The sequence below is a fragment of the Bartonella sp. 11B genome, from assembly GCF_002022625.1.
GTDB classification, from domain to species: Bacteria; Pseudomonadota; Alphaproteobacteria; order Rhizobiales; family Rhizobiaceae; genus Bartonella; species Bartonella rochalimae.
Window position 1 is genome coordinate 760,871 of record NZ_CP019783.1, and the last position, 25,846, is coordinate 786,716.

The window sequence follows — 25,846 nt, forward strand, 5'->3', positions numbered from 1 at the left end:
TTCTGTACATTTTGTCGTTGTTACTTTTCAGCATATGAGGCTTTAATACGAAATGTCTTTAGTTTGAGTGCAAAACTCAATTATTTGATATGGAGGTTTGTGTTATGTTGCAGTCATCAAGTCCAATTACTCAGGCTAATGACTCCTTAATCGCTGAAGGAAATGAGACATTAGAAGATCTTATTATTCGTTTGGAGAATGATATCTTTAATGGAAAGTGGATAGAAGAAATTTATTCAGATATCGATTTTAAAATGATGCCTGCTTTAATAAAGCAGGCAAACAATAAATACCCAGAGATGAATCTTAGGCTTGTTACGACATTTAAAGATTTGGCGGCATCTGTGCAAAAAACAATCGGTGATGGGATTCAATCTTCGAGGTTTATAGTGAATGTACTGACTGATGTTATGCCCCATTTTGTAGTAATTGATCATAAAACTATCGACAATAAACTTTCCTTTATATTATTTGAGTGCACAAGATGTAATAATAAGGTTTCTTTGGTACTAATATCAAATGTAAAAAAAGCCATTGAAGGTTTCCAATTGCCTGATTTTTATTGTTCTATTGTAGAAATGAACATTCAGCGAAGTATGTCTGAATGTGGAATTTTTAGTTTAGCTCTCGCTAAAAAACTTTATCTTCGATCTGATAAATTAGAAAAACTGCATAGAGATAATATTAAAGGTGATCGGTGGGATAGAGATGTTTATTTATCTCATGATTTATTAGATACATATCTTCCAATCGACTTTTATAAACACGTACAAGGTTTGAAGCGTCTTGAGGAATATGTGAAAAAAAATCCAGGATCTGAAAAAGAAATCGTTAACAAAAAAAATGAAACCATTTTTGAGAGATTTGAAAGACATACAATGGTAAAAAGGGGTAAAAATATGTCTGCATCAGCACACAAAAAAAGGATTACTGAATATAAATCATTAATGAGATGATAAAATTTCTTAGATATTATTAGCTAATATGAATGAAGAAAAAGTTGTGGATTAAGACCTATTAATTTTGGAAAATTCACTTAGTTTTATACGTTTTGTTTGTAAATTAGGAAAATATTTACTACAATCAAGTGTTTAGTATTAGTACAGTATAGAGTGCAAAGTATAAAGATATATCTTTTTATACAAGCGAATTAAAAAGCAAATCAGAGTGTATGAAAATATTAACTGATGATTTTATAATTCTTAACACTTCAATATAAAAAATTACAATTGTGTTACGAATTAGTGAATATAGATCATGAGCTTTTATTGTAAATGGACAAGGTGTATTTTCTTATCTTAAAAGATTTAAAATTTGATGAAGATATATGAGAGGGTATTGCATAGATCTAAATTATCAAGGTGTTTTTATGAAGAAAAGTGAAATGATGATAAAGTTGGAGGATATTAACATCCCTTCTTTTAAAAATTATGTCTATCCTGACAGTGAAGTGTTGAAGAATAAATATGGAATCATGGAGCTTCAAAAGTTCGAGGAGAGAATGACGCATGATGCATTAAAAGAAACTGTTAAGGTGCTAGAAGAACCCGCTCCAGAGCGGTTTGATTCTTCTTATCTAAAGTATTTGCATAAACGTTTATTTCAGCATGCATTGGAATGGGCTGGGTGCACCCGTGATGTTCCATTTACATTTTCAGATGGTACAAGGGCTGTGATGCCCTCCATGGCAAAGGCTGATTCCAATTTTGGTTTTGCATTTGGTTCACAGATTAAGGAAGGTTTAGATTTCATCGATCAAAAACTCGCTGAGAAGAATTATTTGAGAGGCTTATCGCGTGAAGAATTTGTTCATAATGCAGCAAAAATATTTGGCTCTATCAATTATATTCATCCTTTTAGGGAAGGTAATGGACGCGTACAAAGATTGTTTTTTGTAAAGCTAGCCAGATCTGTAGGCTATAAACTTGACTTTTCCGCTACAACAACAAAGCGCATGACATATGTGAGTGTTGAGTTTACAAAAAACGCATATATAGAGCCTTTGCAACATTTGTTTGAAGATATTTCCAATCCAGAAAAGGTCGGTATTTTAAAGCAATTCATAAGCAATGCGAAAGAATATAATATCTTTGATTCGAATGAAAAGTTGATTACAGTAGCGAGAGAAGGTAAAACCTATAAGGGGATTGGTAAATTCCTTGCTTCAGATTTTATTGTAATAGAAGCGGGAGATACTTGTATCCTCTCCAATAAAGATTCCCTTACACCAGAACAATTAAGGACATTCAAACTTGGTAGTGATTTCATTTTTACAGCTTTAGATACTGAAGACCTTAAAGAAATTTTTATCCCAGCAGAAAAATTAGCTGCTTTGAGCGAAGATGAAATGATTGGAAAAATTTTAGAACATAGTTCTGTTCGAGAGCAACGAGATAAAATCCAGCATTGTGCAAGATTTATTTATGGACGTTCGGATCAATTGAACGAGATAATAAACATGATTGATATGGATCCGAATTTAGGGGAGGTGTTTTCTGAACAGATTATGGCATGTTATGATAACAAAAAGTATTTCATAAGTAAAAAAACTAAAGCTACTGATCAAAGTTTTTGTAAACTGAGTAATGAAATTAAAAATTATGCAAATATTGTAAAAGATTCTAGAAATCAAATCTTAAAGGAGTATAAAGAAAGACAAAAACGTTGTGGACAGGTAGTAAAAATGCCCAGCAAGGAAGTGCAATGCATTCTTGATATGCCAGAAGATATGCGGGAAGAAGTTCTGAAATCATGGAATCTTTTATTTCTTAATAAAAGTATCTCTGATTTTATCATTAAAGTTAATCACCGTCTTTCACCATGTGAATGTAAGGCAATCAATGATAAGAACTATGAAGAACTTGCTAAAAATATTAGCATATCAGAAAGTAAAGCAAAGGCAATTATAAAAACTATTGGGGAAGTCAAAGAAATACAAAAGAAAATACAAGTACTTAGAGCGAATGCTTTAAAGGCGACAGCTATGGCTTGTTAAAATGTGTTTTTCCATTTCATTTATAGGAGTTTTTTAAGACCTTTCAAGTTGGGGGGGGGCTAAGCGTTAGGTGTTATCTCATTCAGATGTGAAGAGAAGTGCTATGATTAGTCTTTTATTGTTGAATTCAAAGAAAGAGTGTTGGACAGCTTGAAAGATTCAGATAGCGCTCTTGATTTTATTTAAACAGAAAAATTTAGAAGTGTGGAGGGGAATGTTAATCTGCAATTTTACATGATTAGAATCCATTTAATGATGTTATGGTGGCATTAAAAGATAGTTTGAAAGTAGTCTTTAAATTATGTTAAGGGAAAATTTATACAAAATGGCACTGATGACGAGAAAACTACTTAAACTAGTTTAGGAAGATCTTTCTTTAACATACATTGTTGATTATTCTATAAAGATTTTTAAAAGCTCATTTGAACAAATTAATTATTAGCTTGGAAAATAGAACTTTATCAGTACACGAGCTGAAGAAGAATTTAAAAATTACAATGAGATTAGGATAGACTCTATAATCTAAAGTTTTTGAAGTATTATATAATTTTTTTACAACAGTAAGTTGTTTTAATATTCCTGATCAAGATTTTTGTAAAAATGAGATGTAGCGATTCCTAATTTTTTAGGAATTGATTTCTTAAACCGTGCAGTAATGATATCTTTAGCTGTATCAATACTAATAATTCTTTAAGATTTTTAGATGAAATGAAGAGGGTGAGCTAGTTTATTTATTTTGAGAAATTATACTATTGCCTTTCTCTTCAGATCAGTTCCAAGATAACTAACTAAAATAAATTAATAATAATTTGATTTTATATAATCTTTATTTATTCATTGATGAGTGGTTTGTATTTAAGTTTATTTATAAGCGTTTGCTTCTTCATAAATCTACATTTATTTATATAGCTATACCTGGTATTATAATCTAAAACCTTATAAATATTATGATGTTGATAGTTTTTAAGCTCTCTCTTGTGCCGTCTTTATGTTCCTAAAATTTATAAAACGCTTATCTATTTCCAATACTTTACAACAAATGTTTCATGTTATTTCTATGGAATTTTTGCATTGTATTTTGTTTTCTAAGAGTTAACTGTACAATGCATTTTTCTTTTCTTACTTGTATTAAGAAACTATGAAATCGCTTTTCATAATTTAAATATGATTAGCATTTTTGAGTAAGATTTTGAAAATTATTCTTTTATTAGTATGGTAACGCTCTGCCAGATTTCTAAAAACATTGATTTTTGAATAAGGATCAGCATTTGAAATGCTAGCAACAAACACACAAGGCTTTCTTGGTAAGACATCAGTATGAAGAGTTTGAAGATAGGCTTTATTTACGAACACAATCTGTTTATTATAGTGATAAACAAGTTAATAATTGTTCTGTTGAAGATATCAAAGGCCTATTGAGATATTGAATAAGCAAATAAAATCTGTTTAAGAGTACAGGTATTCTCATATTTTCTATTTTATATGTCACGATATTATGAATGGCTGGTTTTATGAATAAAATTACGGACTTTTTAAAAACCTTAGTGGTTATAGCTCGTATGAGGGATTTTATGCGTTCTTGTTTTTCAAACAGTATAGGATAATAATTGTTTGTTTTGTTTGCAATATAAAAGCTTTGCGCTGCTGCTTGAAATAGCTGACGCAAGAAAAATCTTTTAGCTGAAAAGAAGAAATTCATACAGGCTTGAAAACACGATATATGGCCTGGCTGAATGTGATTTTAATTTTGGTAGGTGAGCCTGAAGGAGAGTACAAAGACGCTCTAGCATGTGGCTTAATTTTCAATACAGATATAATGGTAGGACTTTCTTTAGTAAAAGCTAAGCGATTGTTCTGAAAATTCAGATTTTCCTTTAGAAAGCAGCTTAGTTTTTACAAAACAATTTCATTGCCTCATTTTTTAGAATGAAAAAGAGATTAAAGCATAACATTGTAAAGTCATAAATGAGGTTCATTATCTAGTGATAATTCTCAATATGGAAATTAATATATGCCCAAACTAAAAGATTTACTAAACATAATTTGTTGTTCAAAAAAAAATAAAAGCGATGTTGTGTGTCAGAAAAAAGAAAATACTAGATTTAGAAAAAAGTATAATTTTATATTTTGGAATGCTGAACCATTAAAAAGTACTATTATGCGTCTAGAAAACGACATGATGCATGGTAGTTGGTATGACATGCTTTATGGAGAGCTTGATTTAGAAATGATGCCCTCTCTGATAAAGAAAGCAAATGAAAAATATCTACTAATGAACCTTAAATTCTCTGCAACACCTGAGGATGTTCCTATATTAATAAAAAACACAATAGATAATAAGATTCAACTTTCTAGATTGATAGTTAGCTTAGGAGATAACGAAATCCATTTTGCAGTTCTCGATCATCGAATGATCAATGAGAGGATGTCTTTGATATTATTTGAGCCTGTATCATTCAAGCATATGAAGCCGGCGGTACTAGCAATGAGAGTAAAAATGGCCATTGAAGAAAGTCAATTACCTAATTGTCATTTTTCTATAGTAGAAATGGATATTCAACGGAGTGCTTCTGAATGTGGGATTTTTAGTTTGGCTCTAGCTAAAAAGCTTTATTGTGAAATGGATAAATTAGAAAAACTACACAAAGATAATATTAACAATGTCTTGTGTAAATCAGATTTTTTTGTATCTTATGATGAGCTAGACAAGTATCTTCCAGCCACTTTTTACAAACATACGCAGAGCGTAAACCGCCTTAATGAATATATAGAATCAAATCCGAAAGCTAAACGGACAATTATTAACAAGAAGGGCGAAGTTATTTTGGAGAGGTTTGATAAGAATTCAGTCGTGGTAGATAATAAACGGGTATCTTGTTCGCTACATAAAAAAAGAGTTTATGAATATAAATCTTTGATAAGGTAAATATAAATCTTGGATCAAATCGTCAATCTCAAAAAATATATAAATTCAGGATTAGGCTTTTGTGGGGTGTTTATATCTGCCGTGTTAAAGAGTAGTTTTTATTACTTAATAAAGTATACACAATGTATATAGGTGCTAAGAAGCAAGCGTTTAAGGAACGCTGAATTATTAGCATGGGTTGTGGAAACTATTTCTTTTCTGCAAAAAATTAAAGAGTTTAGCCGTTGCATGCTTGAGTATATAATGATGTTATAAAATTTACATTAATGATGTTAATCGGTTTTTTGGGAGCTTTTAGTATTGCGTTCTGCATAAAACAGAGGAGTTAATAGAAAAGATCGAGTCAATTTCCATTAACTTAAAGGAATGTTAGGAACAAAAGAATCTTTTGAAAATAACTATTTATTGTTCGTAGAATTTATGGCACTTTTAAATTACAACAATAAATCTAGAAGCATTAAAAATGCTCGTTCATTTGAAAGAAAAGATTATTGAATGTATTTGTGATATAAGTATATGAAATTCATTTAATAAAGTTAAATACAAGGAAGTTTTTATTAAATTGTGAAAAAATAAAAATACTTCTCATATAGATTCTCTATATTTAAAAAAGTGAGAAGATTGTAACACATTGTATTATCAATTTAAGGACAAACGAAATTTAAAAGATATCATCTTTCAATACACAAAAGTATTTTGTGTGATTACTTATGACAATATCACTAAAATTAGATTTTGTATAATCAATATACTAAAGTAGGATTTGATTAAAATATTCTTTGCAATAAAAAGATCACCGTATAAAGCTAGTGATGTTATCCTCGAAACCAATAGGACCTCATTTTTAGAAATGAATACTATTGTTCAAAGCTATTTCTGATATAAAAGATGTTCTACAGTACGTGATAAATATAAACTGAATCACTATACTTGAATTGATTTACAACTTTGCAGAATTATAATTCTGTTTAATAGTGTTATGACAGCTTCACAAAGGGAGCTCTGTTGTTTAATCAATTTATTGAAAAATGGTGCAGACAGCGTGCACCATTTTTGCACTAATTTTTTCTTCCCTTAGAACTCTCTACAATATCACCTGATAGCGCGGTTTATCTTTTTTTCTATTTAATAACTATTTGTTTTTATTTAATTTTATTTATTAAATTGCCTTTTGTATATAATCTTGGTACCAGATGAAAGTGCTCCAAGCGCAATTCAAAAGATGGTTCAAAAGGTGGTTCGGAGAATAAGAACGCGTGATAGATTATCTGTCTTATCTGTAAAAAATCTATCTAAAGGCAAATATGCTGACGGAGCTGGTTTATGGCTTATCAAAACTGAACCAGATCAAGGACGATGGGTTTTTAGGTTTGATCTCAATAAAAGACGACAAAAGACGACGAGAAATGGGATTAGGTTCCTGTCGCAATGTATCTTTAAAAGAGGCACGGCTCAAGGCTTCAGCTTGTCGTGATCTTTTAAATCAAGGAATTGACCCAATTCGCCAAAAACAAAAAGAATATTTGCGTCGGGCAGGGGGTGGTATTTCTTTACGAGAAATTGCCTCTAGCGCTTTTGAAGCGAAAAAAAAACGAATTGAAAAATGAAGGAAAAGTAGCAAGGTGGTTAACACCTCTTGAGTTACATATTTTTCCTAAACTTGGTGATATGCCAATTACTGAATTGACGCAAGTTGATATAAAAGGATGCATTTCTCCCATTTGGAAGACAAAAAACGAAACAGCAAATAAGCTCTATCCCGCTTGAATATAGCTATAAAACATGCGGCGGCACTTGGTATAGATGTGGATATGCAATTGATACCAAAAGCAAAAGCTTTGTTAGGAAAGTTTATTCAAAATACCCAAAATATTCCAGCAATGCCGTGGAAAGAAGTGCCTAAATTTTTTCAATCTTTAAATGATGAGATTGTATCAAATCTAGCTTTAAAACTTCTTATTTTGACGGGTGTTCGTTCTATGCCAATTAGGCATATTCGGTCAGAAGAGATTTATGGATCAATATGGATTATCCCAAAAAAAAATATGAAGGGGATTGTTGGAAAGGTTTCTGATTTTCGTGTGCCGCTTACAGCTGAAGCGCTTGCTGTTATTGAAAAAGCAAAAAAAATAGAAAAAAATGGTTTTTTATTTGCTGGGAGTTCTGGAAAGCCTATATCTGATGTAACACTTTCTAAATTCATGAAAGACAAAGGTTTTGAGCTTCGCCAATGTCAGAAATATAACAGACCTTTCTCTTCAAGAAGGACAGACTGTTTTACATCTCCTACAGAAAAAAAGAGAACAACAATCCCCTCAAGAACAACAGCCTGCTGAATTCGTCTATGACTATGATGAAACTTATAGTCAAGACAGTGTTCATCACCAAGAACAAAGAGCGGTGTGAGATGGAACAAAGAACTGCAGAATGGTTTCAGGCACGTTTAGGAAAAGTCACCGCCTCAAATGTTTACAACATTCTTAGTCGAACCGCTAGAAATTTGCCCACAAGCAAATATGAGGAATACAAAATCAAACTCATGACAGAATGCTTAGTCGGTGAAATCAGCCATTCTTATACAACATCTGCTATGCAACGGGGCATTGAACATGAAGGGGATGCCCTCAAAGAATATAGCTTTGTTTATGATAGAGAGGTTACTCCATGTGGTTTCATCCCACATCCTACAATCGAAATGGCTGGTGCAAGCCCTGATGGTCTCATTGGTGAGAATGGGCTCATAGAGATTAAATGTCCCCAGTCTGTAAACCACCTTCGTTTCTGGATGACAGAAAAAATCAAACCAGAATATTTAGCACAAATGCAATTTCAAATGGCTTGTACAGAACGTCAGTGGTGTGACTTTGTGAGCTATGATCCCGGGTTTTCAGGACAATCTGCTCACTTACGTCTCAAGGTTCAGCGGATCCATCGGAATGATGAACAGATAGAATCCATCAATCAAGCAGTGGAAACATTTTTAGAAGAAATCGAACAAGACATCAAAAAGATTACAGCTCAAGCGGCTTAAAGTTATGGGGACGCTCCAGCCATCCCCCTCCAGCGTCCCCGCCCATTTAATTATTCTCAACACTTAGATAATAAGGAAAATTTTAAATGAATGAAGAAAAATTAACTGCCTCAATAGAAAAAGTAAGCTTATTCGAACAAGCTTTACTGTCGATGCGTTTGCAACGGCTTGTCAATATACAAGATCTCTCAATTTATCTTGGAATGTCAATGACATACATTAGAGAGTTTGTAAAAATTGGAGCTTTTCCTAAGCCTATACAAGAAGGACGATATTTAAAATGGAATCTTGTTGAAATTGATCGTTATATTGAAGCAAAAAAAACGGAGAGAGATTCAGTAGAATTATGAAGAGGTTCCAAATTACAAACCGCGTTAATCAGTATGCATTTGAAGAAGGAAAAGACTACATTTTGATTTAACAAGATCTGCTATGAAAGCGGCTTAGTTTAGAAAGTTGATTCTATCTCCTAATTTTTTATGACGGGGAGGGGGAAAGTGCTAAAAAGATGCTTCAAAAAAAGCAGCAATGATTCGTATTTAGTATTATCTCAGTACCATCTGAGAGTGTTATTATAGCGTTTTAAAAGGTGGTTTAATTTTTTCTGATTTCTAATAAACTACTGAAAAATAAGTGAAAATTCACATGTCGTGGTGCGGACGGCGGGACTTGAACCCGCAAGGCCTTAGGCCGGCAGATTTTAAGTCTGCTATGTTTACCGATTTCATCACGTCCGCGGACAATTTCTCATAAGCTATATCTTCTATTGAATCAAGGATTAATAATAAAAGCTGAGATATTCGACTTTTAATAGAATTCTTGACAGAAAACTTATAACTTTTATGACAGAAAATCTGTAGGATGTTCGTGATAAAAGAGAACAATTTGTGCTATGAGTGAACTTGTTTATAATATAACTAAAGCTATGATATTTTACATAATTTTTTGAAAATGTTGTTTCAGTAAAATGATTTTTTTAGTCAAGAATATGATGCAAATGTTTATTGAAAATATAAAGATTTAATAATTAAACTCCGGTCATATAAAATTGTGGTACTTTTTGATTTTGATAATTCTTGATAGATCGCAAACGATAGTTTGATGCTAAGCTGGTTTATAATAAAACTCTAATGAGAAAAACAAACTAGATTTGATGATTTTATCTGTATGAAAAAGTGGTCTGATTAGTGATGTAAATAATTTATTTTTTAATATGGCTGGTAAGCAGAGTTTCTTTTTATTAGATTATGGAAGTTGATTTCTTTATTTAAGTAGTGAAAAGCATATAAAATTAGAAAATATAATATATTTGTAGATGAGACTATTATAGCTGAAACGAGCATAATTAGATTGTGGGATATTAGAACGGTTTTTACGTATTCTCTTATTATAACTCCTAAAAATCGAATTTTTTTGACGATGATTGAAATGTTGAATTTTGAAGATATTGTTTTTGAAATAGTTGTTGTTGATTGATGCTCTCAAAAGTCTTTTTTTATAAAGAGAAAAAAAATTTTTAATTGTTTCTAATGGTAATGATTTTAAATATTTTCTAGGTATTAAAGAACGATTTCACATTTTCAGGGGTAGAGCAATATTTTATTTTAGTTTTTGGTGACCTTTTATAAAGGACATAGTTTTGGGCTCGAATTGTTATTTTGATGATGAGACTATACATTTTTGGTATCTCAGAAATGAGTTATAAATTTTTATATTATTTTTATTTTAAAACAAATTAGTTTCAGTGACTTATAAAGATAAATTAAAGAATTTTATTAGAAATGTTCCGATATTGCAGACGGTTATAGAGTTGCTTGGTTTTGTCATTTGAAGTTTTTTTAAACGAAGGAATATAGAAAATGAAGTCCATTTTTTGTTTTATGCTGAGTGTATCTTTATTATTGGCTATTGGGACATATAATGTAGCGGCTGAGCTAACAATAGTGCAAAAAAATGCGCTTTCAAATTTAGTTGTTGATATTAATAAAGCCATGAAAAATAAAAATTTTTCTATTGTTGCTGCTCATATGTCTGATAGGCTTTATAGAGAAATAGCACGCCGGCTAAATGCAACAGAGGATAGTTTACGTAATAATTTTCTTGAGCAACTTCATATGCAGTTCGCAAATTTGTCTACTGATGCTTATCATTTAGATGAAAAAGAAATAGACTATCAGCAAATTAATAATGATATTTTTTATGCTTTGATTCCAACTGTTATTGAGACAAAGGATCGTATCATAAAATATAAAACCTTAGCGATTTTTGATAATGGTAAATGGTTTTTAGTTTATGGGGGACAGAAGACTATACAAAATACAGTTTTTTTGGAGATTTATCCTGATTTTAAGGGAATAAATATGCCAAAGGAAACAGTAATAGAAAAATAAATAATTTTGCAAGGTAATTGCTTTTTATGTTAATTCAGTAATATTGCCTATTAAGGTGTTTGCGCTGATGAATTAGGTTTTTACACAAAAAGGTTTTATACATCTTATTTTGGGTTAATATGCCCATGTATGGTGTTTGATGGCTTATTTTTATTTCAAGCATTAGTCCACAAAATTAAAATTATGACTCTATTGTATGGTTTCAGAAATACTACAATTTAGCTTGTAATTTATTGATAATTATAGAGTTAGGGAAAATTTTATTTTGAGTGTAAGTGAAGAAAATGTTTTTACAGAACTAGGTTTGTCCTCTATTTTAGTTAAAAACCTATTTAGTGCTGGTATGAATAAACCTAAGTTTATTCAAGAGAAAGCTATCCCAGTAATGTTAAAAGGGCATGATATTTTAGGGATTGCACAAACTGGTTCTGGAAAAACATTGGCATTCAGTTTACCTATTTTGAACCGGATTTTAACTTTAGGTGATAAGCGTTATCCTAAAACTGCGCGAGCCTTAATTTTGGTTCCTACGCGTGAGCTTGCTATTCAGATTGAGGAAGCAATTAGTGCTGTTGCAAAAGGAACTCATCTTTCAACATGTTTGATTGTAGGGGGAATGTCACGCTTGATACAAATTAGACGGATGGCAAAGGGTGTTGATATTTTGATCGCAACACCTGGACGTTTAATGGATCTTATCCGTAGTAAATATGTTGATCTTTCTCAGTCTCGTTTTTTTATTCTAGATGAGGCTGATCGTATGTTAGATATGGGTTTCATTAGTGATGTGCGACAAATTGCAAACTTTTTGCATGAGAAATGTCAAACGGCACTTTTTTCTGCGACAATGTCAAAAGAAGTTAATGTGCTTGCAGATAATTTACTTAGGAAACCAGTAAAAATAGAAGTTGTTTCTCAAGGAACCACTGCTGCGGAGATTACTCAAGTACTGTATTGTGTTTCTACAAGTGAAAAAAAGAGTATTTTGAGTAAACTTTTGACAAATCCTGCTTTGACTTCAGTTATTGTATTTATACGTACTAAGCATGGAGCTGATTCTGTTGCGCGTAGTTTAGCAAAAACAGGATATTCTGTTGCTACAATTCATGGAAATAAATCACAAAATGCTCGGCAGTGTGCGTTAAAAAATTTTCGTGAAGGACTGGTAAGAGTTCTGGTTGCGACTGATATTGCTGCACGTGGTATTGATATACCTGGAATCAGCCATGTTATTAATTATGATTTGCCAGATAACGCTGAAAGCTATGTGCATCGCGTTGGTCGTACGGGACGTAATGGTGCATCTGGTGATGCTATTACACTTTTTGATGAGAAAATAGAACAGGTACGTTTGTGTGCTATAGAGCGTCTGATTCGTATGAAATTAAAACGAAAAGAGATTCCTCTGCAGTTCGCGCCATTGCCTGAAAAACTATCTGAACCGAAAATTTACAAGCGAGAAGGTAGTAAAAAACATCGCTTAAAAGGATTTAAAGGTCGGAAAAAATCTTGAATGGAATCGATAAAATTGCACAATCAAAAAGTAAAAAATCTGATTAAAATAAAAAAACACAAAATATATGGAATTATTGCGTTTTCAAAGTTAGATAAATAGTAGAACTTTACAAAGAATTACTAAAATTTATTTTTATACATTGTTTGATATAAAACTATTATTATTTAGATGTAGTAAGCAAGATGAATACGTTACTATAGGTATATTAATGTGAATCAGCTTATTTTATAATGTTGTAGGGATATTTAAGCTTTATTTGTGCTTATTGTTAATGATGACAGCCTTCGTTACTTTTTTATGATTTTAGTAAGAACTTTTTATCTTTAAGAAGAAAGTTAAATAAAGAAATCTATTAAAAAGAGCCGTAAAACGATTGAAAATAAAAAATAAAACTAACAAGAAAAATGATTTCTATGCGTATACTGATTCTGTTTAATGGCTGTAGGATATCATGAATATGATTTTTGCATAAGATAGTTTTTCATTTACCTAGAGCAAAGAAACATTGTTATCATCAGCTCAAATTTAGTAAGATAAATCTTCAAGTATAACAAACAGAATAGTCGGCGCAGTTGGCAATATATATGAAAGGCTAAATTACGCAGATTATAGAAGCTATAAAACAATTCAGAAAGAAGCACTGATTCGCAATAGATTTTGGAAGAAAACGTGAAATCCTATTCCCTCACCTTAAAAAAAGATATATAAAAACAATAAGTTATATGAAGTATAAAATAAAATGGCTCCCCGGGCCGGATTCGAACCAGCGACCAACCGGTTAACAGCCGGTTGCTCTACCACTGAGCTACCGAGGAACAGTATATAACCATCTAATTTACAAAGCCTATAGCAAAGCAATATTGATTTGCAAAGAGAAAAATTATTTTAATTTTTTAAATATTCGAATTAGAATTATAATGTAATAAATAAAAAGATTAGAAAAAGTTTCTTTGCCTTGACGGATGCTTTGCCTTCCCTTATTGACAGTCTTTACATTTTAATGGGGCTTCGTGGCGGAATGGTTACGCAGAGGACTGCAAATCCTTGTATCCCGGTTCGATTCCGGGCGAGGCCTCCAGCTAATTTGATTGATAATTCTCAAAATCTTAAATGAGTTGCTTGCGTATTTAGTAGAATACCGTGTACATTAAATTGGCGCAATTAGGATCTTACTTTTTTGTCGCACCAGTAAGTAGTAGAAGATGTTCATATCTTAAACTGTTTCTGCTTTGTTAGAGCTTTTATTGCGTATGGGAGAGAAGATTAGTGATGATTATAGATTTTGTAGAACTTCGCCATAAAATGGTTGATAATCAAATTCGTACAGTAGATGTAACAGATTTGTTAGTTCTCAAAGCATTTTTAACAGTGCCACGTGAAGATTTCGTTCCAGAAAATATTAGAAATTTAAGTTATTGTGATGCTGATATTGTTGTATTTCCAGCGCAGAGTAATTTATCTGTACGTCATTTAATGAGACCTGCATCTTTAGCGAAGTTATTACAATTGGCAGCTATAAAATCATCCGATGTTGTTTTGGATATTGGTGCAAATAGTGGTTATTGTTCTGCATTGCTTTCAAAACTTGCGAAATCCGTTATTGCCTTAGAAAGCAATAAGATCCTTGCAGAACAGGCTGCCAAGATTTTAGAGCATAAAGAGCATAATAAGTGTAATAATGTCATGGTTGTTCATGGAGCCTTAGAGAAGGGATATCCTATTAAAGGTCCTTATGATGTAATTTTTATTGAAGGTGCTGTTGATTTCATTCCTGATGGTATTTTTGATCAAATGAGAGAAGGTGGGCGTCTTATTGTGGTTGAAGGACATGGAAATGCTGGTATTGCACGAATCTATGTAAAAAAAGAGAGTACTATTTCGGTCTGTCGTAGTTTTAATCTTTCTGTAAAACCCTTACCTGAATTTTTAAAATTGCCTGATTTTGTATTTTAATGCTGATTTTTTATGAATGAATAGATAAAGAATAGTATAATTAATTTAGGATTTATATTGTGTTTAAAATAAACAAGAAACTTCAAGTATGTTTATTTCTGATTTTTTGCATTTTTGTCTCTGAATTGGCTTGTGCTGATACATTAATGGATGCTTTTGCTAAAGCTTATCTGCATAATGCTAAATTGAATAGTGAGCGTGCGGCTGTGCGCATATCAAATGATGATGTGGTTATTGCAGGGTCAGGCTTTTTTCCACAAATTGAAGGAATTGGGAGCTATAGTCGAAATAAAGCTGTTATAGCTCCTTATAGTACTTCTGGATTTATAGGAATAAGATTAAATCAAAGATTATTTGATGGTTTTATTACGCAAAATACATTTTTTTCAGCTAAATTAAAAATGCAAGCGCAGCATGAATATTTTCGTAATGCTGAGCAGAATATGTTTCTTGAAGTTGTGACAGCATACACTAATGTCTACAAAGCACGTCGTATTGCTGAACTGCGTCGAAAAAATTTGATTGCCCTTGAAGAGCAAGTTCGTTCAGATAAAGCAAAACTTGAGGTAGGGGAAGGAGGGCGTATTGATTTTGCTCAAGCACAAGCAGCTCGTTCTGTTGCTGTTTCTGAGCTTAGTATTGCTCATGCTAATGTAAAATCAGCGGAAGCAATTTATCGGCAAGTAATTGGTGCTGATCCTGAAAAATTAGAACGTCCACCGATGGCAAAAGAGTTACCAGTGAATCTTGATTCCGGTTATGAAATTAGTATCGCTACGCATCCAGCGATTCTTTATGCAAGATATTTAATTGATTCTAGTTCTTACAATGTTAAAGCGAAAGAAGGAGCATTGCTTCCTAAAATTGATTTGTCTGCGACAACATCTTATAATCGGATTTATAGAGGGCCTGGAGAGGATGGAGTTTCTCAATCCGTAGGGCTTTCGCTTAGTTTTCCAATTTTTGAAGGGGGACGTGCATCTGCGCAGATTCGTCAGGCTAAAGAACAATTTAGACAAGCCCATTTTCAGCTTGATTTGGCTCAAAATGAAGTAAAGCAAGCGCTTACTTCTGCTTGGTTTCAGTTAGAAGGAGCACGTGCATCTGTTGCAGCTTATCGTGAGAGTGTTCGTGCTGCTGACATTGCTTTTAAAGGTCGTATTCAAGAAAATCGTGTAGGGCAGGCAACCACATTAGATGTTTTAAACTCTCAGATGCAGTTAATTAATGCTCAAATTGCGCTAATAACAGCAGAATGTAATGTTATTGTTGCGAGTTATAGTGTTCAATATTCTGTTGGTAAATTGACTGCAAATTATTTGGGTTTGAAAACGGTTAAATATATTCGCTGAGAAACGAGGATATAATTAGTAGTTTTCACATATTAAAATAATTTTAGTTTGCATAAAGGGTAGATCATAAATTAATTGTTAATATTGAAAATATGTTTTGCCTAAATAACATTTTATATGACGTTAGAAAAAAGTTGTGTGTAGTATCATATTTAAGACAAAGAGATGTGTTGACTTTGTCGTTCTTTTACTACAGTAAAATGGTAGTTTCATTTGTTTTTGCGTTTCGAGAGGTTTAAAGTATGGTACAGAGTTCAAATGCGTTACATGAGCCAAGTATGGATGAGATTTTAACATCTATCCGTGAAATAATTGAAGAAAATACAGTTCAGTCTGATAATTTCTCAGGTGAATCTGGTGAGTCTATTGCAGCAAATGCTTCTGCAAAGAGTTCAGTAAAGCCATCAGAAGGTATTTATGATGCGACTTTATCCGTCGATGATGCGATGAAGGCTTTGGCTGATCGTATTGGTTTTTCTGCTGAAGATGGAATTTCTCCTTTTAAGGATGGTGCAAGATTGGAAGATAAGATAGATATGCAAGGGATGAATATTTCCTCTGAAGAGCAAAATTCTGTTCATAAAGTAAAACAATATGATGAGGCATTTGTATCACAGAAAAGAAATTCATCTTCTGATTGTGTAGAGTTATCTGCGTATGTTGTTTCCTCTGCTGAAAAGGTTGCAAGAGATGTGTTGCGTCCCGCTATAGCGGAATGGTTACAATGTCAATTGCCTATTTTACTTGAAAAAATCCTACGTGAAGAAATTGTCAAAACCGTTAAGAATTTATCTTAAGAGCTTTTAAATTCGTTATATAATCTGCTATTTATTAACTTGGTTATCAGAGTTCTGACGTGGTTTTATAAAGCTATTTAGGTAAATAGTATTTTGATGTGATGTAGCTAGTTTTTGATCATGAATTGTTTTTTCAGCGGTATTGTGAAATTAAGTGGATAAGATGCTAGAAAAAAACTACGATGCTAGCTCTGTAGAGCCGCGAATTGCAAAAGAATGGGAAAAGTGTGGGGCTTTTAAAACAAAGATAGATTTAGAGCTTGATGCAGAATCTTTTTGCGTTATGCTGCCGCCGCCGAATGTCACAGGCTCACTTCATATGGGCCATGCATTAAATACGACAATTCAGGATATTATGGTGCGTTTTCAACGGATGCAAGGCAAAAATGTGCTGTGGCAGCCGGGTATGGATCATGCAGGGATTGCAACGCAAATGGTTGTTGAGCGCCAACTTGCAGAACGTCGAGAGCTAACGCGTCAAGAAATGGGAAGAGAAAAGTTTATTGAATGCGTTTGGAAGTGGCGTCATGAAGCTGGAGGGATTATCACTAATCAACTCAAACGCCTTGGCGTTTCGTGTGATTGGTCACGCGAGCGATTCACAATGGATGAGGGCTTATCTCAGGCTGTCCGTGAAGTCTTTGTTAAGCTTTACAAGCAAGGGTTAATATATAAGGACAAGCGTTTAGTCAATTGGGATCCAAAGTTGTTGACGGCTATTTCGGATCTTGAAGTTGAACCGAAAGAGGTCAAAGGTTATTTGTGGCATTTTAGGTATCCGCTTGAAGGAAAAGTTTTTGATCCGAATGATTCTACAACTTTTATAACAGTTGCAACAACACGTCCTGAAACAATGTTGGGGGATACGGGTGTTGCGGTTAATCCTGAAGATGATCGTTATAAAGATCTCATAGGACAAAATGTTATTCTCCCCCTCGTTGGTCGCAAGTTGTTAATTGTTGGTGATTCTTATGCTAATCCTGATGAGGGGAGTGGAGCTGTAAAAATCACACCAGCACATGACTTTAACGATTTTGAAGTAGGAAAGCGGCACAATTTAGGCTTAATTAATATTTTGACGCAAAAAGCTGAGATTTTTTTGCGTGATAATGAGGCATTTTTTAATGGCTTAGTCTTGTCTGATGAATTGAATGCGTTGGTGGAATATTTAGATAAAGTTGATCGTTTTGTTGCACGAAATCGTATCGTTTCTTGGATGCAAGAAAGAGGTTATTGTGTAACTGTTAATGAGCATCTTCACGTCGTTCCTCATGGTGATCGAAGTGGAGTACCCATTGAGCCGCTTTTAACAAATCAGTGGTATGTTGATGCTGTTGAATTAGCAAAGCCAGCGATAGAAGCTGTTCGCCAAGGGAAAACGAAATTTATTCCGGCTAGTTGGGAAAAAACTTATTTCAATTGGATGGAAAATATTCAGCCTTGGTGTATTTCTCGCCAATTATGGTGGGGACATCAGATACCTGCTTGGTATGGTCCTGATGGTATGATTTTTGTTGAAAAAAGTGAAAAAGAGGCTTTAGATTCAGCTTTATCTCATTATGGTAAAACAGTTCAATTAACACGTGATCAGGATGTTTTAGATACTTGGTTTTCATCTGCTCTTTGGCCTTTTTCGACGCTAGGGTGGCCTGATAAAACAATTGAGTTAACAACTTTTTATCCAACATCTTTATCGGTTACTGGATTTGATATCATCTTTTTCTGGGTTGCTCGTATGATGATGATGGGTATGCACTTTATGGGAGAAGTTCCTTTCCCAACTGTTTATGTACATGCTCTAGTGCGGGATCAGTACGGTGCAAAGATGTCAAAATCAAAAGGAAATATTGTTGATCCATTGGAACTCATTGATCAATACGGTGCAGATGCACTACGCTTTACTTTAGCTATTATGGTCGCGCAAGGTCGTGATGTAAAACTTGATCCTTCACGTGTTGAAGGCTATCGTAATTTTGTTACGAAATTGTGGAATGCCACTCGATTTGCTGAAATGAATGGTGTTAGGCATGATTTGGCTTTCAAACCAGAAAAAACGAAACTTGCAATTAACCGTTGGATTTTAACAGAATTATCCAAAACTGTTTTGGCAGTTACTAAGGGCATTGAAAACTATAAATTTAATGATGCTGCTCACGCGTTGTATCGGTTTGTTTGGAATGCATTATGCGATTGGTATCTTGAACTTCTTAAACCTGTGTTTCAAGGTTCAAATGAAGATTCTAAAAAGGAAGCACAAGCGTGTACAGCTTGGGTTCTTGATGAAGTTTATAAACTTCTCCATCCTTTTATGCCTCATGTAACAGAGGAGTTGTGGTCTCTTACGGCAATGCAAGACATGAAGCGTGAGAATATGTTAGCATTAACGCAATGGCCACAAATGATGTTTAAAGATGAAGAAGCTGCAAATGATATTAGTTGGATTATTGATGTAGTTAGTGGTATTCGTTCTGTGCGTGCTGAGATGAACGTTCCAGTAAGTGCACTGGCACCTCTCGTAATTTTAGAAGGAGGGCAAGTAATACAAGAACGTGTACATCGTTATGAGGCTATTCTTAAAAGATTAGCGCGTATCGGAGAGATTCATTTTTCTGATCAGGTTCCTGCTATATCAGCTCAAATAATTTTGGGAGAGGCAACTTTTTGCTTACCATTGGGGCAGTTGATTGATTTAGATGCCGAACGTGCTCGTTTGAAAAGGGGTATGGATAAAATTGAACAGGATATTGAGAAAATATCAATTAAATTAGATAATCCAAAATTCATAGCAAATGCAAGGCAGGAAATTATTGAGCTTGAACGTAGAAGAATTACAGAGTTGTATGAAGCAAAAAAGAAAGTATCTATTGCTTTAGAACGGCTAGCTTAATTCAGATTTTTCTTATTTTTTGAAAGTTAAAAAAGATTTGAAATGGTATTGTGGGTGACTTATGCGCGTACATTGGTCACTCAATTTATGATTAAGTGGAGTTTTATAAATTAGTAAATATTCTAGATACTATTTAGGAAAAAATTAATAGAAGAAGAAAATCTTATACAGAAGTATGATAATTTTGGTTTGTAATTGAAAAAAGCGGTTTGTTTATTCGCATTATTTTTGGAAATATACTCTTTTTGAGGAAACAATCTGTGTAGAACAATATTAATTGAGATTTATTAAACAATTAATGTATAAGGTCGATATTGGGTTGTCCATTTAAGAACTCACTTTTTTATTTTTAGAGAAAATTTAAATATAATAAACAATAGCATTATGAATTGTTAATTTTGAATAAAATTAACAATTCATAAAAGCACATAATTAAAAATTTAGGTTATGTATAAGCTGAATTACACTGTAATGATTAATAATTAAGGATTTTTGATAAAAACTCTTGAGCCCTTGGTGTTCTAGCTTGTGGGTTGGAGAAAAAGTCTTCAGATGAACAATCTTCGAGGATCATTCCTTGATCCATAAAAATTATACGTTTTGATACTTTTTGTGCGAAGCTCATTTCGTGTGTAACACAAATCATTGTCATACCTTCTTCTGCTAGGCCTATCATGACGTCTAATACTTCACCTACCATTTCTGGATCTAAAGCAGAAGTTGGTTCATCAAAGAGCATAACAAATGGGTCCATAGTTAAAGAGCGCGCAATAGCAACACGTTGCTGTTGTCCTCCAGAAAGCTGACCAGGATATTTATCTTTATGTTCGATGAGTCCAACACGTTCAAGATATAATAAGCCACGCTCAAGCGCTTCTTTTTTACTGCGTTTTAAAACTTTAATTTGTGCAATAGTTAAATTTTCCATGACGGATAAATGTGGAAAAAGCTCAAAGTGTTGAAATACCATTCCTACATGGCTACGCAATTTGGATAAATTAGTTTTTTTTGAATGAACTGGTATGCCATCAATCCAAATTTCCCCTTTTTGAAAAGGCACTAAGGCGTTAATAGTTTTTATGAGGGTTGATTTACCAGATCCTGACGGTCCACAAACTACAACTACTTCTCCTTTATTGATATTGGTTGTACAGTTTTTAAGAATGTTAACTTCGCCATACCAGTTAGAAACATTTTTCATTTCGATCATATGAGTAGACATTATTTTCTCCCCTGTTAGCGAATAATGGATATTTTTTTTTGCAAGAGTAAAACTATTTGCGATAATGTAAAGCAGATCAGGAAATAGAAAATTGCTGCTAAAATATAAGCTTCTTGTTTTACACCGAAATTGTTAGAGACAATATCAAATCCATTCAAAAGGCTATTGCCACTGATTGCATAGACAAGTGTTGTATCCTGAAACAGTATAATAATTTGTGTTAGAAAGACTGGTAGCATATTTCTGAATGCTTGTGGAAGAATCACAATACGCATATTTTGCCAGTACGTCATTCCGAGAGCTTGACCTGCATGTTTTTGTCCTTGCGAAATTGAAAGTATGCCAGCACGCATAATTTCAGCAAAATAAGCGGCTTCAAATGCAGTAAAAGTAATTAATGCTGATTTATTCGCACCGATTGATGTACCTGTTATCAAAGGCAGAAGCACAAAAAACCATAAAATAACCATTACAAGTGGTATTGATCGCATGGCAGTAATGTAAATTATAGCAAGTGTAGAAAGCAATTTAATAGAAGAAAGACGCATCATTGCTAATAATACGCCAAAGATAAGACCAAATACCGTCGTAACAATCGTTAGAAAAATGCTAAAAAGCAAACCTGATAAAATATAAGAACAGAATATATCAAAAGTAAAAAACGAAAAATCAAATTCTGAAAAATTAAAAGGAGAATAGGTATTTATAAATTCTATTATCATATTTAGCGCCCCTCTGTTTGAAAACAAGGAATCCTAATTGCTCTCTCAATTATGGTCATAAGGATGAATATGAACAGAGATATGACAATATAAAGGAGTGTAACAAGTAGATAGTTTTCATAAACATGACTTACTTCTTCAATTGTTTGATATTGGAATTGCATTAGTTCATTAATAGAAACAGCGAATGCTATAGATGAATTTTTTACGATACCCATTGCTTCTGAAGTGAGTGGGGGCATGATTGTGCGAATAGCACGTGGCAATATGATGTAACGGTAGCTCTGGTAAGTGTTAAATCCCATTGCCATTGCAGCATAATGTTGTCCAGAAGGAATAGATTCAATACCGGAGCGAACTTGTTCTGCGATACGCGCGGATGTAAAAAAACCTAAAGCGCAGATTATTAATAAAATGGGTGGAAAATTCATTGCAGGTGGATAAATTTTAGGTACGACAAAATACCATAAAAATACTTGAACAAGTAAAGGAATATTACGCATAATTTCTACCCAAAAAGTACCAACAGCACGTAAAAAATTATTAATGATGGAAGTTTTAGGCAGAGTACGTATCATTCCTATAATAACACCCATAAATACAGCTAGTACCAATGAATAGATAGATAATATGGCTGTATTTTTAAAACCATCGAGGAGTGTATCCAAATAGGTATGACTTATGCCAGGAGTTCCGAGACATCCGGCTACCAGTGTATGATTAAGATCATCTGTGCAAAGGAACGAAAAGTCCATTAATTGATTTTCCTCAAGTTAATTAGCTGCTAAGTAGAGAAAATAGATCAGCTATATTGATACAGGCTAAGTGTATTGAAAAATTTAGAATATGACTATACCTAATTTATAAAGAGTATAGTCATTCTCTTATAATGATTTTATAGATTATTTTCTATATAGGCTTCCCGTGGCTTATTATTTGGGTGCTCCCAAGCATATTGGGTTTCTTTAGAGAGAGGAAGATTAATGATAGTATTTGTAGGAGGGATTGGTTCCATGAACCATTTATTATAAAGTTTTTCTAGTGATCCATCATTGATTTGGCGTACGATACTATCGTTAATGGTTTGTTCAAAGTTTTTGTCATTTAGTCGGAGCATACAAGCGATAGGTTCAACAGAAAGTGTAGTGTCAAGAATTATATAATCGGATGGATTTTTTGATTTAGCAATATGCGCAGAGAGAATTGATGTATCCATAACAAATGCGTCAGCTCGACCAGATTCTAGTGATAAGAAGCTATCTCCGTGATCTTTACCGTTCACAACTTCAAAATGAATATTTTTTTGACGTTTATTTTTACGGATAAGCTGCACAGCTGTTGTACCAGTAGTTGTTGCGACTTTTTTACCATTTAAATCATCAATAGATTGAATGCCAGAATTTTTCTTTACAACGATTTTAACTGATTCAACATAGGTTGTGTATGCAAAAGCAGCTTCTTTACTGCGAGCAGAATCATTTGTTGTTGATCCACATTCAAAATCATAAGTACCGTTTTTCAGCAAAGGAATTCGGTTTTGTGATGTAATGGGCTGATAATTAACTTTGATTGGTTGACCAATTTTTTTTGAGATATCATTAATAATACGTTCTGCCATTTCAGTATGGAAGCCTGTATACTTACCGTTACCAAGTGCGTAGGCCAAACCTGATGATTCGCGAACACCTAAAGTGATTTCTCCCGTTCTTTTAATCTTCTCCAGTGTATCGTTTGTAGCGTGAGCAATGTTTGTTAATCCCATAAAAATTGCTGCAATAAATATTACAAATGATTTTCTCATTATTTCCTCCGTTTTTATATAATTTTTTATTATTGTTTGCTGTATTCAGGATATATTTCAATGTATGATGTAGCATATTTATTGTTTTAGGTGGGATTTTTTTTATATATCTTATCATATCTTAATTAATTGCAGTTGAGCTCGATCCAAATGGGAACGTGATCTGATGGTTTTTGATATCCCCTTGCCTCTGTTTGGCTATAGGCACAAATCAGCTGATCTGCAGCTTCTGGTGATAATAATAAATGATCAATGCGTATACCATTATTTTTTTTCCATGCGTTAGCTTGAAAATCCCAAAAACTGAATGATGGAGCATCTGTTACATTTCGGATAGCGTCATAAAAACCCAAATGAGTAATACATTGAAATATTTGTCTTATTTGTGGAAGGAATAAAGCATCGTTACTCCATTCTTGGGGATTTTTTGCATCTAATGGGGTTGGAATAACATTATAATCACCGGCAAGGATTAGAGGTTCTTCATATGCAAGTAATAATTTTGCATGTGTGTACAATCTTTTCATCCATTCTATTTTATACAAGTATTTTTCACTATTGATGGGATTGCCATTTGGAAGATAGAGAGAAGCAACACGAATGCTTCCTGTATTTGTTGAATAAACAGTTTCAATATAACGTGCTTGCATATCATTATTATTACCTGGTAATCGAAGAATAACTTCATCAGGTACTGTTTTAGAAAGAATTGCAACACCATTGAAGCTTTTTTGTCCATGCGTTTCTATATGATAACCTAAATTTTCAATTGTATCGCGTGGGAAATTTTCATCAACACTTTTAATTTCTTGTAAGCAAACTACATCAGGTTGATTCTGTTTTAGCCATTTACATAATGTTTCATGTCTTGCTTTTATACCGGCTATATTCCACGTTGCTATTTTCATACTGTTAGTTTTAAGTATCAGAATTGTAATTAGCAAGTTGTTCTGTTAAATATTACGTAATTACCCCCAATATATTGGGCTATTTTTATTTTATGAGTTTGTTATTTTGTGTATTAGCTTTTTTTGTTTTTTGAATTTTTACTTTTAGAAACTTTTCTGATGTTTAGTACTTGACGAATGTGTATGTTCTCGCTATTAAAAACTATCATGTTCAGTACGAAAGCGCATTGAGATTTAAGATGATCTAGTTCATCTTAAGAGAAGTTTGTAAGATCTAAAAACAAATGCTAATGCAAGAGGTTGTAACCTCCTATGCTAGTAGTCGGGTAAGCTGTTTATGCAGTCATGCCCGATTTTGTATTATGAATATATATTTATTCTGAATATTATCGGAATAGATAATAGAAGCCCAAGTGGGAATGACGAACGCAGATTGTTAAAAAGGAAGGTTGCATGCCTACCGTAAATCAGTTGATTAGAAAGCCACGTGTAGTGCCAGTTAAACGCAATAAGGTTCCTGCTCTTCAGGCAAATCCGCAAAAGCGTGGTGTTTGTACTCGTGTATATACAACGACACCGAAGAAGCCAAATTCTGCTCTTCGTAAAGTTGCTAAAGTTCGTTTGACAAATGGATTTGAAGTGATTGGTTATATTCCTGGAGAAGGGCATAATCTTCAAGAGCACTCTGTTGTAATGATTCGTGGTGGTCGTGTAAAGGATTTACCGGGGGTTCGGTATCACATTGTTCGTGGATTGCTTGATACGCAGGGTGTTAAAAATCGTAAACAGCGTCGTTCTAAATATGGCGCAAAGCGTCCGAAATAAATATTTTGAGAGACAAAGCCAATGTCCCGTCGTCATAGAGCAGAGAAACGTGAAATTAATCCAGATCCTAAATTTGGTGATTTGGTTATTACAAAATTTATGAATGCCATTATGTTTGATGGTAAAAAGTCAGTGGCTGAGCGTATTGTTTATGGCGCTCTTGATTTGGTTGAGAATAAAGTTAAGACAGATCCTGTGGCTCTGTTTCATCAAGCGTTAGAAAATGTAGCTCCACATGTTGAGGTTCGGTCACGTCGTGTTGGGGGTGCAACTTATCAAGTTCCAATTGATGTTCGTCCTGATCGTCGGCAGGCTTTAGCTATTCGTTGGTTAATTGCAGCGGCGCGTGGGCGGAATGAAACAACAATGGTTGGTCGCCTTTCTGGTGAGTTGGTTGATGCTGCTAATAATCGTGGTTCTGCAGTGAAAAAGCGAGAAGATGTTCATCGTATGGCTGAGGCTAATCGTGCATTTTCTCATTATCGCTGGTAGGTGTGTTTAGAAAAGATCTAAGGCAAAAA

General features: G+C 33.4%; 21 protein-coding genes and 3 tRNA genes. 17 read left to right on the top strand and 7 right to left on the bottom strand.

What is annotated here, in order from left to right; genetic code table 11:
• Window positions 1–104 precede the first annotated feature (104 nt).
• From Bho11B_RS03170 to Bho11B_RS03195, 8 genes are all read left to right on the top strand, one after another.
• Complete coding sequence (locus tag Bho11B_RS03170; protein ID WP_078673649.1) at window positions 105–956, top strand: YopJ/AvrA family T3SS effector serine/threonine acetyltransferase; 852 nt, start codon at window positions 105–107, stop codon at window positions 954–956.
• 413 nt (window positions 957–1,369) lie between these two features.
• The gene (locus tag Bho11B_RS03175) at window positions 1,370–2,995 is read left to right on the top strand and encodes a BID domain-containing T4SS effector (RefSeq protein ID WP_172802080.1); all 1,626 of its coding nucleotides are present in this window, start codon (window positions 1,370–1,372) and stop codon (window positions 2,993–2,995) included.
• Between the two features lie 2,011 nt (window positions 2,996–5,006).
• On the top strand, window positions 5,007–5,921 hold the full coding sequence (locus Bho11B_RS03180; protein ID WP_078674144.1) for a YopJ/AvrA family T3SS effector serine/threonine acetyltransferase: 915 nt from the start codon (window positions 5,007–5,009) through the stop codon (window positions 5,919–5,921).
• Window positions 5,922–7,225: 1,304 nt separating this feature from the next.
• Window positions 7,226–7,528 carry an Arm DNA-binding domain-containing protein gene (locus tag Bho11B_RS07225; RefSeq protein WP_236829067.1) on the top strand — a complete coding sequence of 101 codons (303 nt, stop codon included), beginning with the start codon at window positions 7,226–7,228 and terminating at the stop codon, window positions 7,526–7,528.
• Window positions 7,461–7,688 (top strand): hypothetical protein, encoded by a 228-nt coding sequence (locus Bho11B_RS07360; protein ID WP_371441549.1) that lies wholly within the window; start codon window positions 7,461–7,463, stop codon window positions 7,686–7,688. Before Bho11B_RS07225 ends, Bho11B_RS07360 begins: the two co-directional genes overlap by 68 nt.
• A complete protein-coding gene (locus tag Bho11B_RS07230) occupies window positions 7,685–8,257 on the top strand; it encodes a hypothetical protein (RefSeq protein WP_236829069.1) in 573 nt (190 codons plus the stop codon). The genes Bho11B_RS07360 and Bho11B_RS07230 overlap by 4 nt, the downstream gene beginning before the upstream one ends.
• 71 nt (window positions 8,258–8,328) lie before the next feature.
• Window positions 8,329–8,952: a lambda exonuclease family protein gene (locus Bho11B_RS03190; RefSeq protein ID WP_078673652.1), complete on the top strand. Its 624-nt coding sequence runs from the start codon at window positions 8,329–8,331 to the stop codon at window positions 8,950–8,952.
• An 86-nt stretch (window positions 8,953–9,038) separates the two neighbouring features.
• Window positions 9,039–9,302 carry an AlpA family transcriptional regulator gene (locus tag Bho11B_RS03195; RefSeq protein WP_078673653.1) on the top strand — a complete coding sequence of 88 codons (264 nt, stop codon included), beginning with the start codon at window positions 9,039–9,041 and terminating at the stop codon, window positions 9,300–9,302.
• A 301-nt stretch (window positions 9,303–9,603) separates the two neighbouring features.
• On the opposite strand, the gene Bho11B_RS03200 is transcribed toward Bho11B_RS03195, so the two are convergent.
• Window positions 9,604–9,689, bottom strand: a tRNA-Leu gene (locus tag Bho11B_RS03200).
• A gap of 1,122 nt (window positions 9,690–10,811) precedes the next feature.
• On the opposite strand from Bho11B_RS03200, the gene Bho11B_RS03205 reads away from it, so the two are divergent.
• Window positions 10,812–11,342 (top strand): hypothetical protein, encoded by a 531-nt coding sequence (locus Bho11B_RS03205; RefSeq protein ID WP_078673654.1) that lies wholly within the window; start codon window positions 10,812–10,814, stop codon window positions 11,340–11,342.
• Between the two features lie 265 nt (window positions 11,343–11,607).
• The gene (locus tag Bho11B_RS03210; protein WP_078673655.1) at window positions 11,608–12,855 is read left to right on the top strand and encodes a DEAD/DEAH box helicase; all 1,248 of its coding nucleotides are present in this window, start codon (window positions 11,608–11,610) and stop codon (window positions 12,853–12,855) included.
• 743 nt (window positions 12,856–13,598) lie between these two features.
• Here the strand turns inward: Bho11B_RS03210 and Bho11B_RS03215 are convergent.
• Window positions 13,599–13,673 (bottom strand) — tRNA-Asn (locus Bho11B_RS03215).
• 189 nt (window positions 13,674–13,862) lie between these two features.
• On the opposite strand from Bho11B_RS03215, the gene Bho11B_RS03220 reads away from it, so the two are divergent.
• The 5 genes from Bho11B_RS03220 to Bho11B_RS03240 all read left to right on the top strand — a co-directional run bounded on the left by Bho11B_RS03220 (window position 13,863) and on the right by Bho11B_RS03240 (window position 19,847).
• Window positions 13,863–13,936: transfer RNA gene (locus Bho11B_RS03220), tRNA-Cys, on the top strand.
• Window positions 13,937–14,127: 191 nt separating this feature from the next.
• On the top strand, window positions 14,128–14,811 hold the full coding sequence (locus tag Bho11B_RS03225; protein WP_078673656.1) for a protein-L-isoaspartate O-methyltransferase: 684 nt from the start codon (window positions 14,128–14,130) through the stop codon (window positions 14,809–14,811).
• 50 nt (window positions 14,812–14,861) lie between these two features.
• Window positions 14,862–16,163 (top strand): TolC family outer membrane protein, encoded by a 1,302-nt coding sequence (locus Bho11B_RS03230; protein WP_153300822.1) that lies wholly within the window; start codon window positions 14,862–14,864, stop codon window positions 16,161–16,163.
• A 242-nt stretch (window positions 16,164–16,405) separates the two neighbouring features.
• Window positions 16,406–16,960: a DUF2497 domain-containing protein gene (locus Bho11B_RS03235; protein WP_078673658.1), complete on the top strand. Its 555-nt coding sequence runs from the start codon at window positions 16,406–16,408 to the stop codon at window positions 16,958–16,960.
• Window positions 16,961–17,123: 163 nt separating this feature from the next.
• Window positions 17,124–19,847, top strand: a complete 2,724-nt coding sequence (locus Bho11B_RS03240) for a valine--tRNA ligase (RefSeq protein ID WP_078673659.1) — start codon at window positions 17,124–17,126, stop codon at window positions 19,845–19,847.
• A 475-nt stretch (window positions 19,848–20,322) separates the two neighbouring features.
• On the opposite strand, the gene Bho11B_RS03245 is transcribed toward Bho11B_RS03240, so the two are convergent.
• The 5 genes from Bho11B_RS03245 to xth all read right to left on the bottom strand — a co-directional run bounded on the left by Bho11B_RS03245 (window position 20,323) and on the right by xth (window position 24,500).
• Window positions 20,323–21,069, bottom strand: coding sequence for an amino acid ABC transporter ATP-binding protein (locus tag Bho11B_RS03245; protein ID WP_035006097.1), 747 nt, complete (start codon window positions 21,067–21,069; stop codon window positions 20,323–20,325).
• A 14-nt stretch (window positions 21,070–21,083) separates the two neighbouring features.
• Entirely contained in the window at window positions 21,084–21,791 is a 708-nt protein-coding gene (locus Bho11B_RS03250; protein WP_078673660.1) for an amino acid ABC transporter permease, read from the bottom strand.
• 2 nt (window positions 21,792–21,793) lie between these two features.
• A complete protein-coding gene (locus Bho11B_RS03255; RefSeq protein WP_078673661.1) occupies window positions 21,794–22,546 on the bottom strand; it encodes an amino acid ABC transporter permease in 753 nt (250 codons plus the stop codon).
• Between the two features lie 140 nt (window positions 22,547–22,686).
• Entirely contained in the window at window positions 22,687–23,592 is a 906-nt protein-coding gene (locus Bho11B_RS03260; protein ID WP_078673662.1) for a transporter substrate-binding domain-containing protein, read from the bottom strand.
• A 125-nt stretch (window positions 23,593–23,717) separates the two neighbouring features.
• The gene (gene xth, locus Bho11B_RS03265) at window positions 23,718–24,500 is read right to left on the bottom strand and encodes an exodeoxyribonuclease III (RefSeq protein WP_078673663.1); all 783 of its coding nucleotides are present in this window, start codon (window positions 24,498–24,500) and stop codon (window positions 23,718–23,720) included.
• A gap of 453 nt (window positions 24,501–24,953) precedes the next feature.
• Between xth and rpsL the strand changes: the two genes are divergently transcribed.
• Together rpsL and rpsG are read left to right on the top strand one after the other, a co-directional pair.
• The gene (gene rpsL / locus Bho11B_RS03270; protein WP_035006089.1) at window positions 24,954–25,325 is read left to right on the top strand and encodes a 30S ribosomal protein S12; all 372 of its coding nucleotides are present in this window, start codon (window positions 24,954–24,956) and stop codon (window positions 25,323–25,325) included.
• Between the two features lie 21 nt (window positions 25,326–25,346).
• Window positions 25,347–25,817, top strand: coding sequence for a 30S ribosomal protein S7 (gene rpsG / locus Bho11B_RS03275; RefSeq protein ID WP_035006087.1), 471 nt, complete (start codon window positions 25,347–25,349; stop codon window positions 25,815–25,817).
• The last annotated feature ends 29 nt before the right edge of the window (window positions 25,818–25,846 follow it).

Excerpts from the sequence above, each read along its gene's own strand:
- Bho11B_RS03175 (WP_172802080.1), top strand. The coding sequence starts at position 1,370 with ATGAAGAAAAGTGAAATGATGATAAAGTTGGAGGATATTAACATCCCT.
- Bho11B_RS03225 (WP_078673656.1), top strand. The coding sequence starts at position 14,128 with ATGATTATAGATTTTGTAGAACTTCGCCATAAAATGGTTGATAATCAA.
- rpsL (WP_035006089.1), top strand. The coding sequence starts at position 24,954 with ATGCCTACCGTAAATCAGTTGATTAGAAAGCCACGTGTAGTGCCAGTT.
- Bho11B_RS03240 (WP_078673659.1), top strand. The coding sequence starts at position 17,124 with ATGCTAGAAAAAAACTACGATGCTAGCTCTGTAGAGCCGCGAATTGCA.
- Bho11B_RS07225 (WP_236829067.1), top strand. The coding sequence starts at position 7,226 with ATGCTGACGGAGCTGGTTTATGGCTTATCAAAACTGAACCAGATCAAG.
- Bho11B_RS03260 (WP_078673662.1), bottom strand. The coding sequence starts at position 23,592 with ATGAGAAAATCATTTGTAATATTTATTGCAGCAATTTTTATGGGATTA.
- Bho11B_RS03250 (WP_078673660.1), bottom strand. The coding sequence starts at position 21,791 with ATGATAATAGAATTTATAAATACCTATTCTCCTTTTAATTTTTCAGAA.
- Bho11B_RS03190 (WP_078673652.1), top strand. The coding sequence starts at position 8,329 with ATGGAACAAAGAACTGCAGAATGGTTTCAGGCACGTTTAGGAAAAGTC.
- Bho11B_RS03195 (WP_078673653.1), top strand. The coding sequence starts at position 9,039 with ATGAATGAAGAAAAATTAACTGCCTCAATAGAAAAAGTAAGCTTATTC.
- Bho11B_RS03180 (WP_078674144.1), top strand. The coding sequence starts at position 5,007 with ATGCCCAAACTAAAAGATTTACTAAACATAATTTGTTGTTCAAAAAAA.
- rpsG (WP_035006087.1), top strand. The coding sequence starts at position 25,347 with ATGTCCCGTCGTCATAGAGCAGAGAAACGTGAAATTAATCCAGATCCT.
- Bho11B_RS03170 (WP_078673649.1), top strand. The coding sequence starts at position 105 with ATGTTGCAGTCATCAAGTCCAATTACTCAGGCTAATGACTCCTTAATC.
- Bho11B_RS03205 (WP_078673654.1), top strand. The coding sequence starts at position 10,812 with ATGAAGTCCATTTTTTGTTTTATGCTGAGTGTATCTTTATTATTGGCT.
- Bho11B_RS03245 (WP_035006097.1), bottom strand. The coding sequence starts at position 21,069 with ATGTCTACTCATATGATCGAAATGAAAAATGTTTCTAACTGGTATGGC.
- Bho11B_RS03255 (WP_078673661.1), bottom strand. The coding sequence starts at position 22,546 with ATGGACTTTTCGTTCCTTTGCACAGATGATCTTAATCATACACTGGTA.
- Bho11B_RS03235 (WP_078673658.1), top strand. The coding sequence starts at position 16,406 with ATGGTACAGAGTTCAAATGCGTTACATGAGCCAAGTATGGATGAGATT.
- xth (WP_078673663.1), bottom strand. The coding sequence starts at position 24,500 with ATGAAAATAGCAACGTGGAATATAGCCGGTATAAAAGCAAGACATGAA.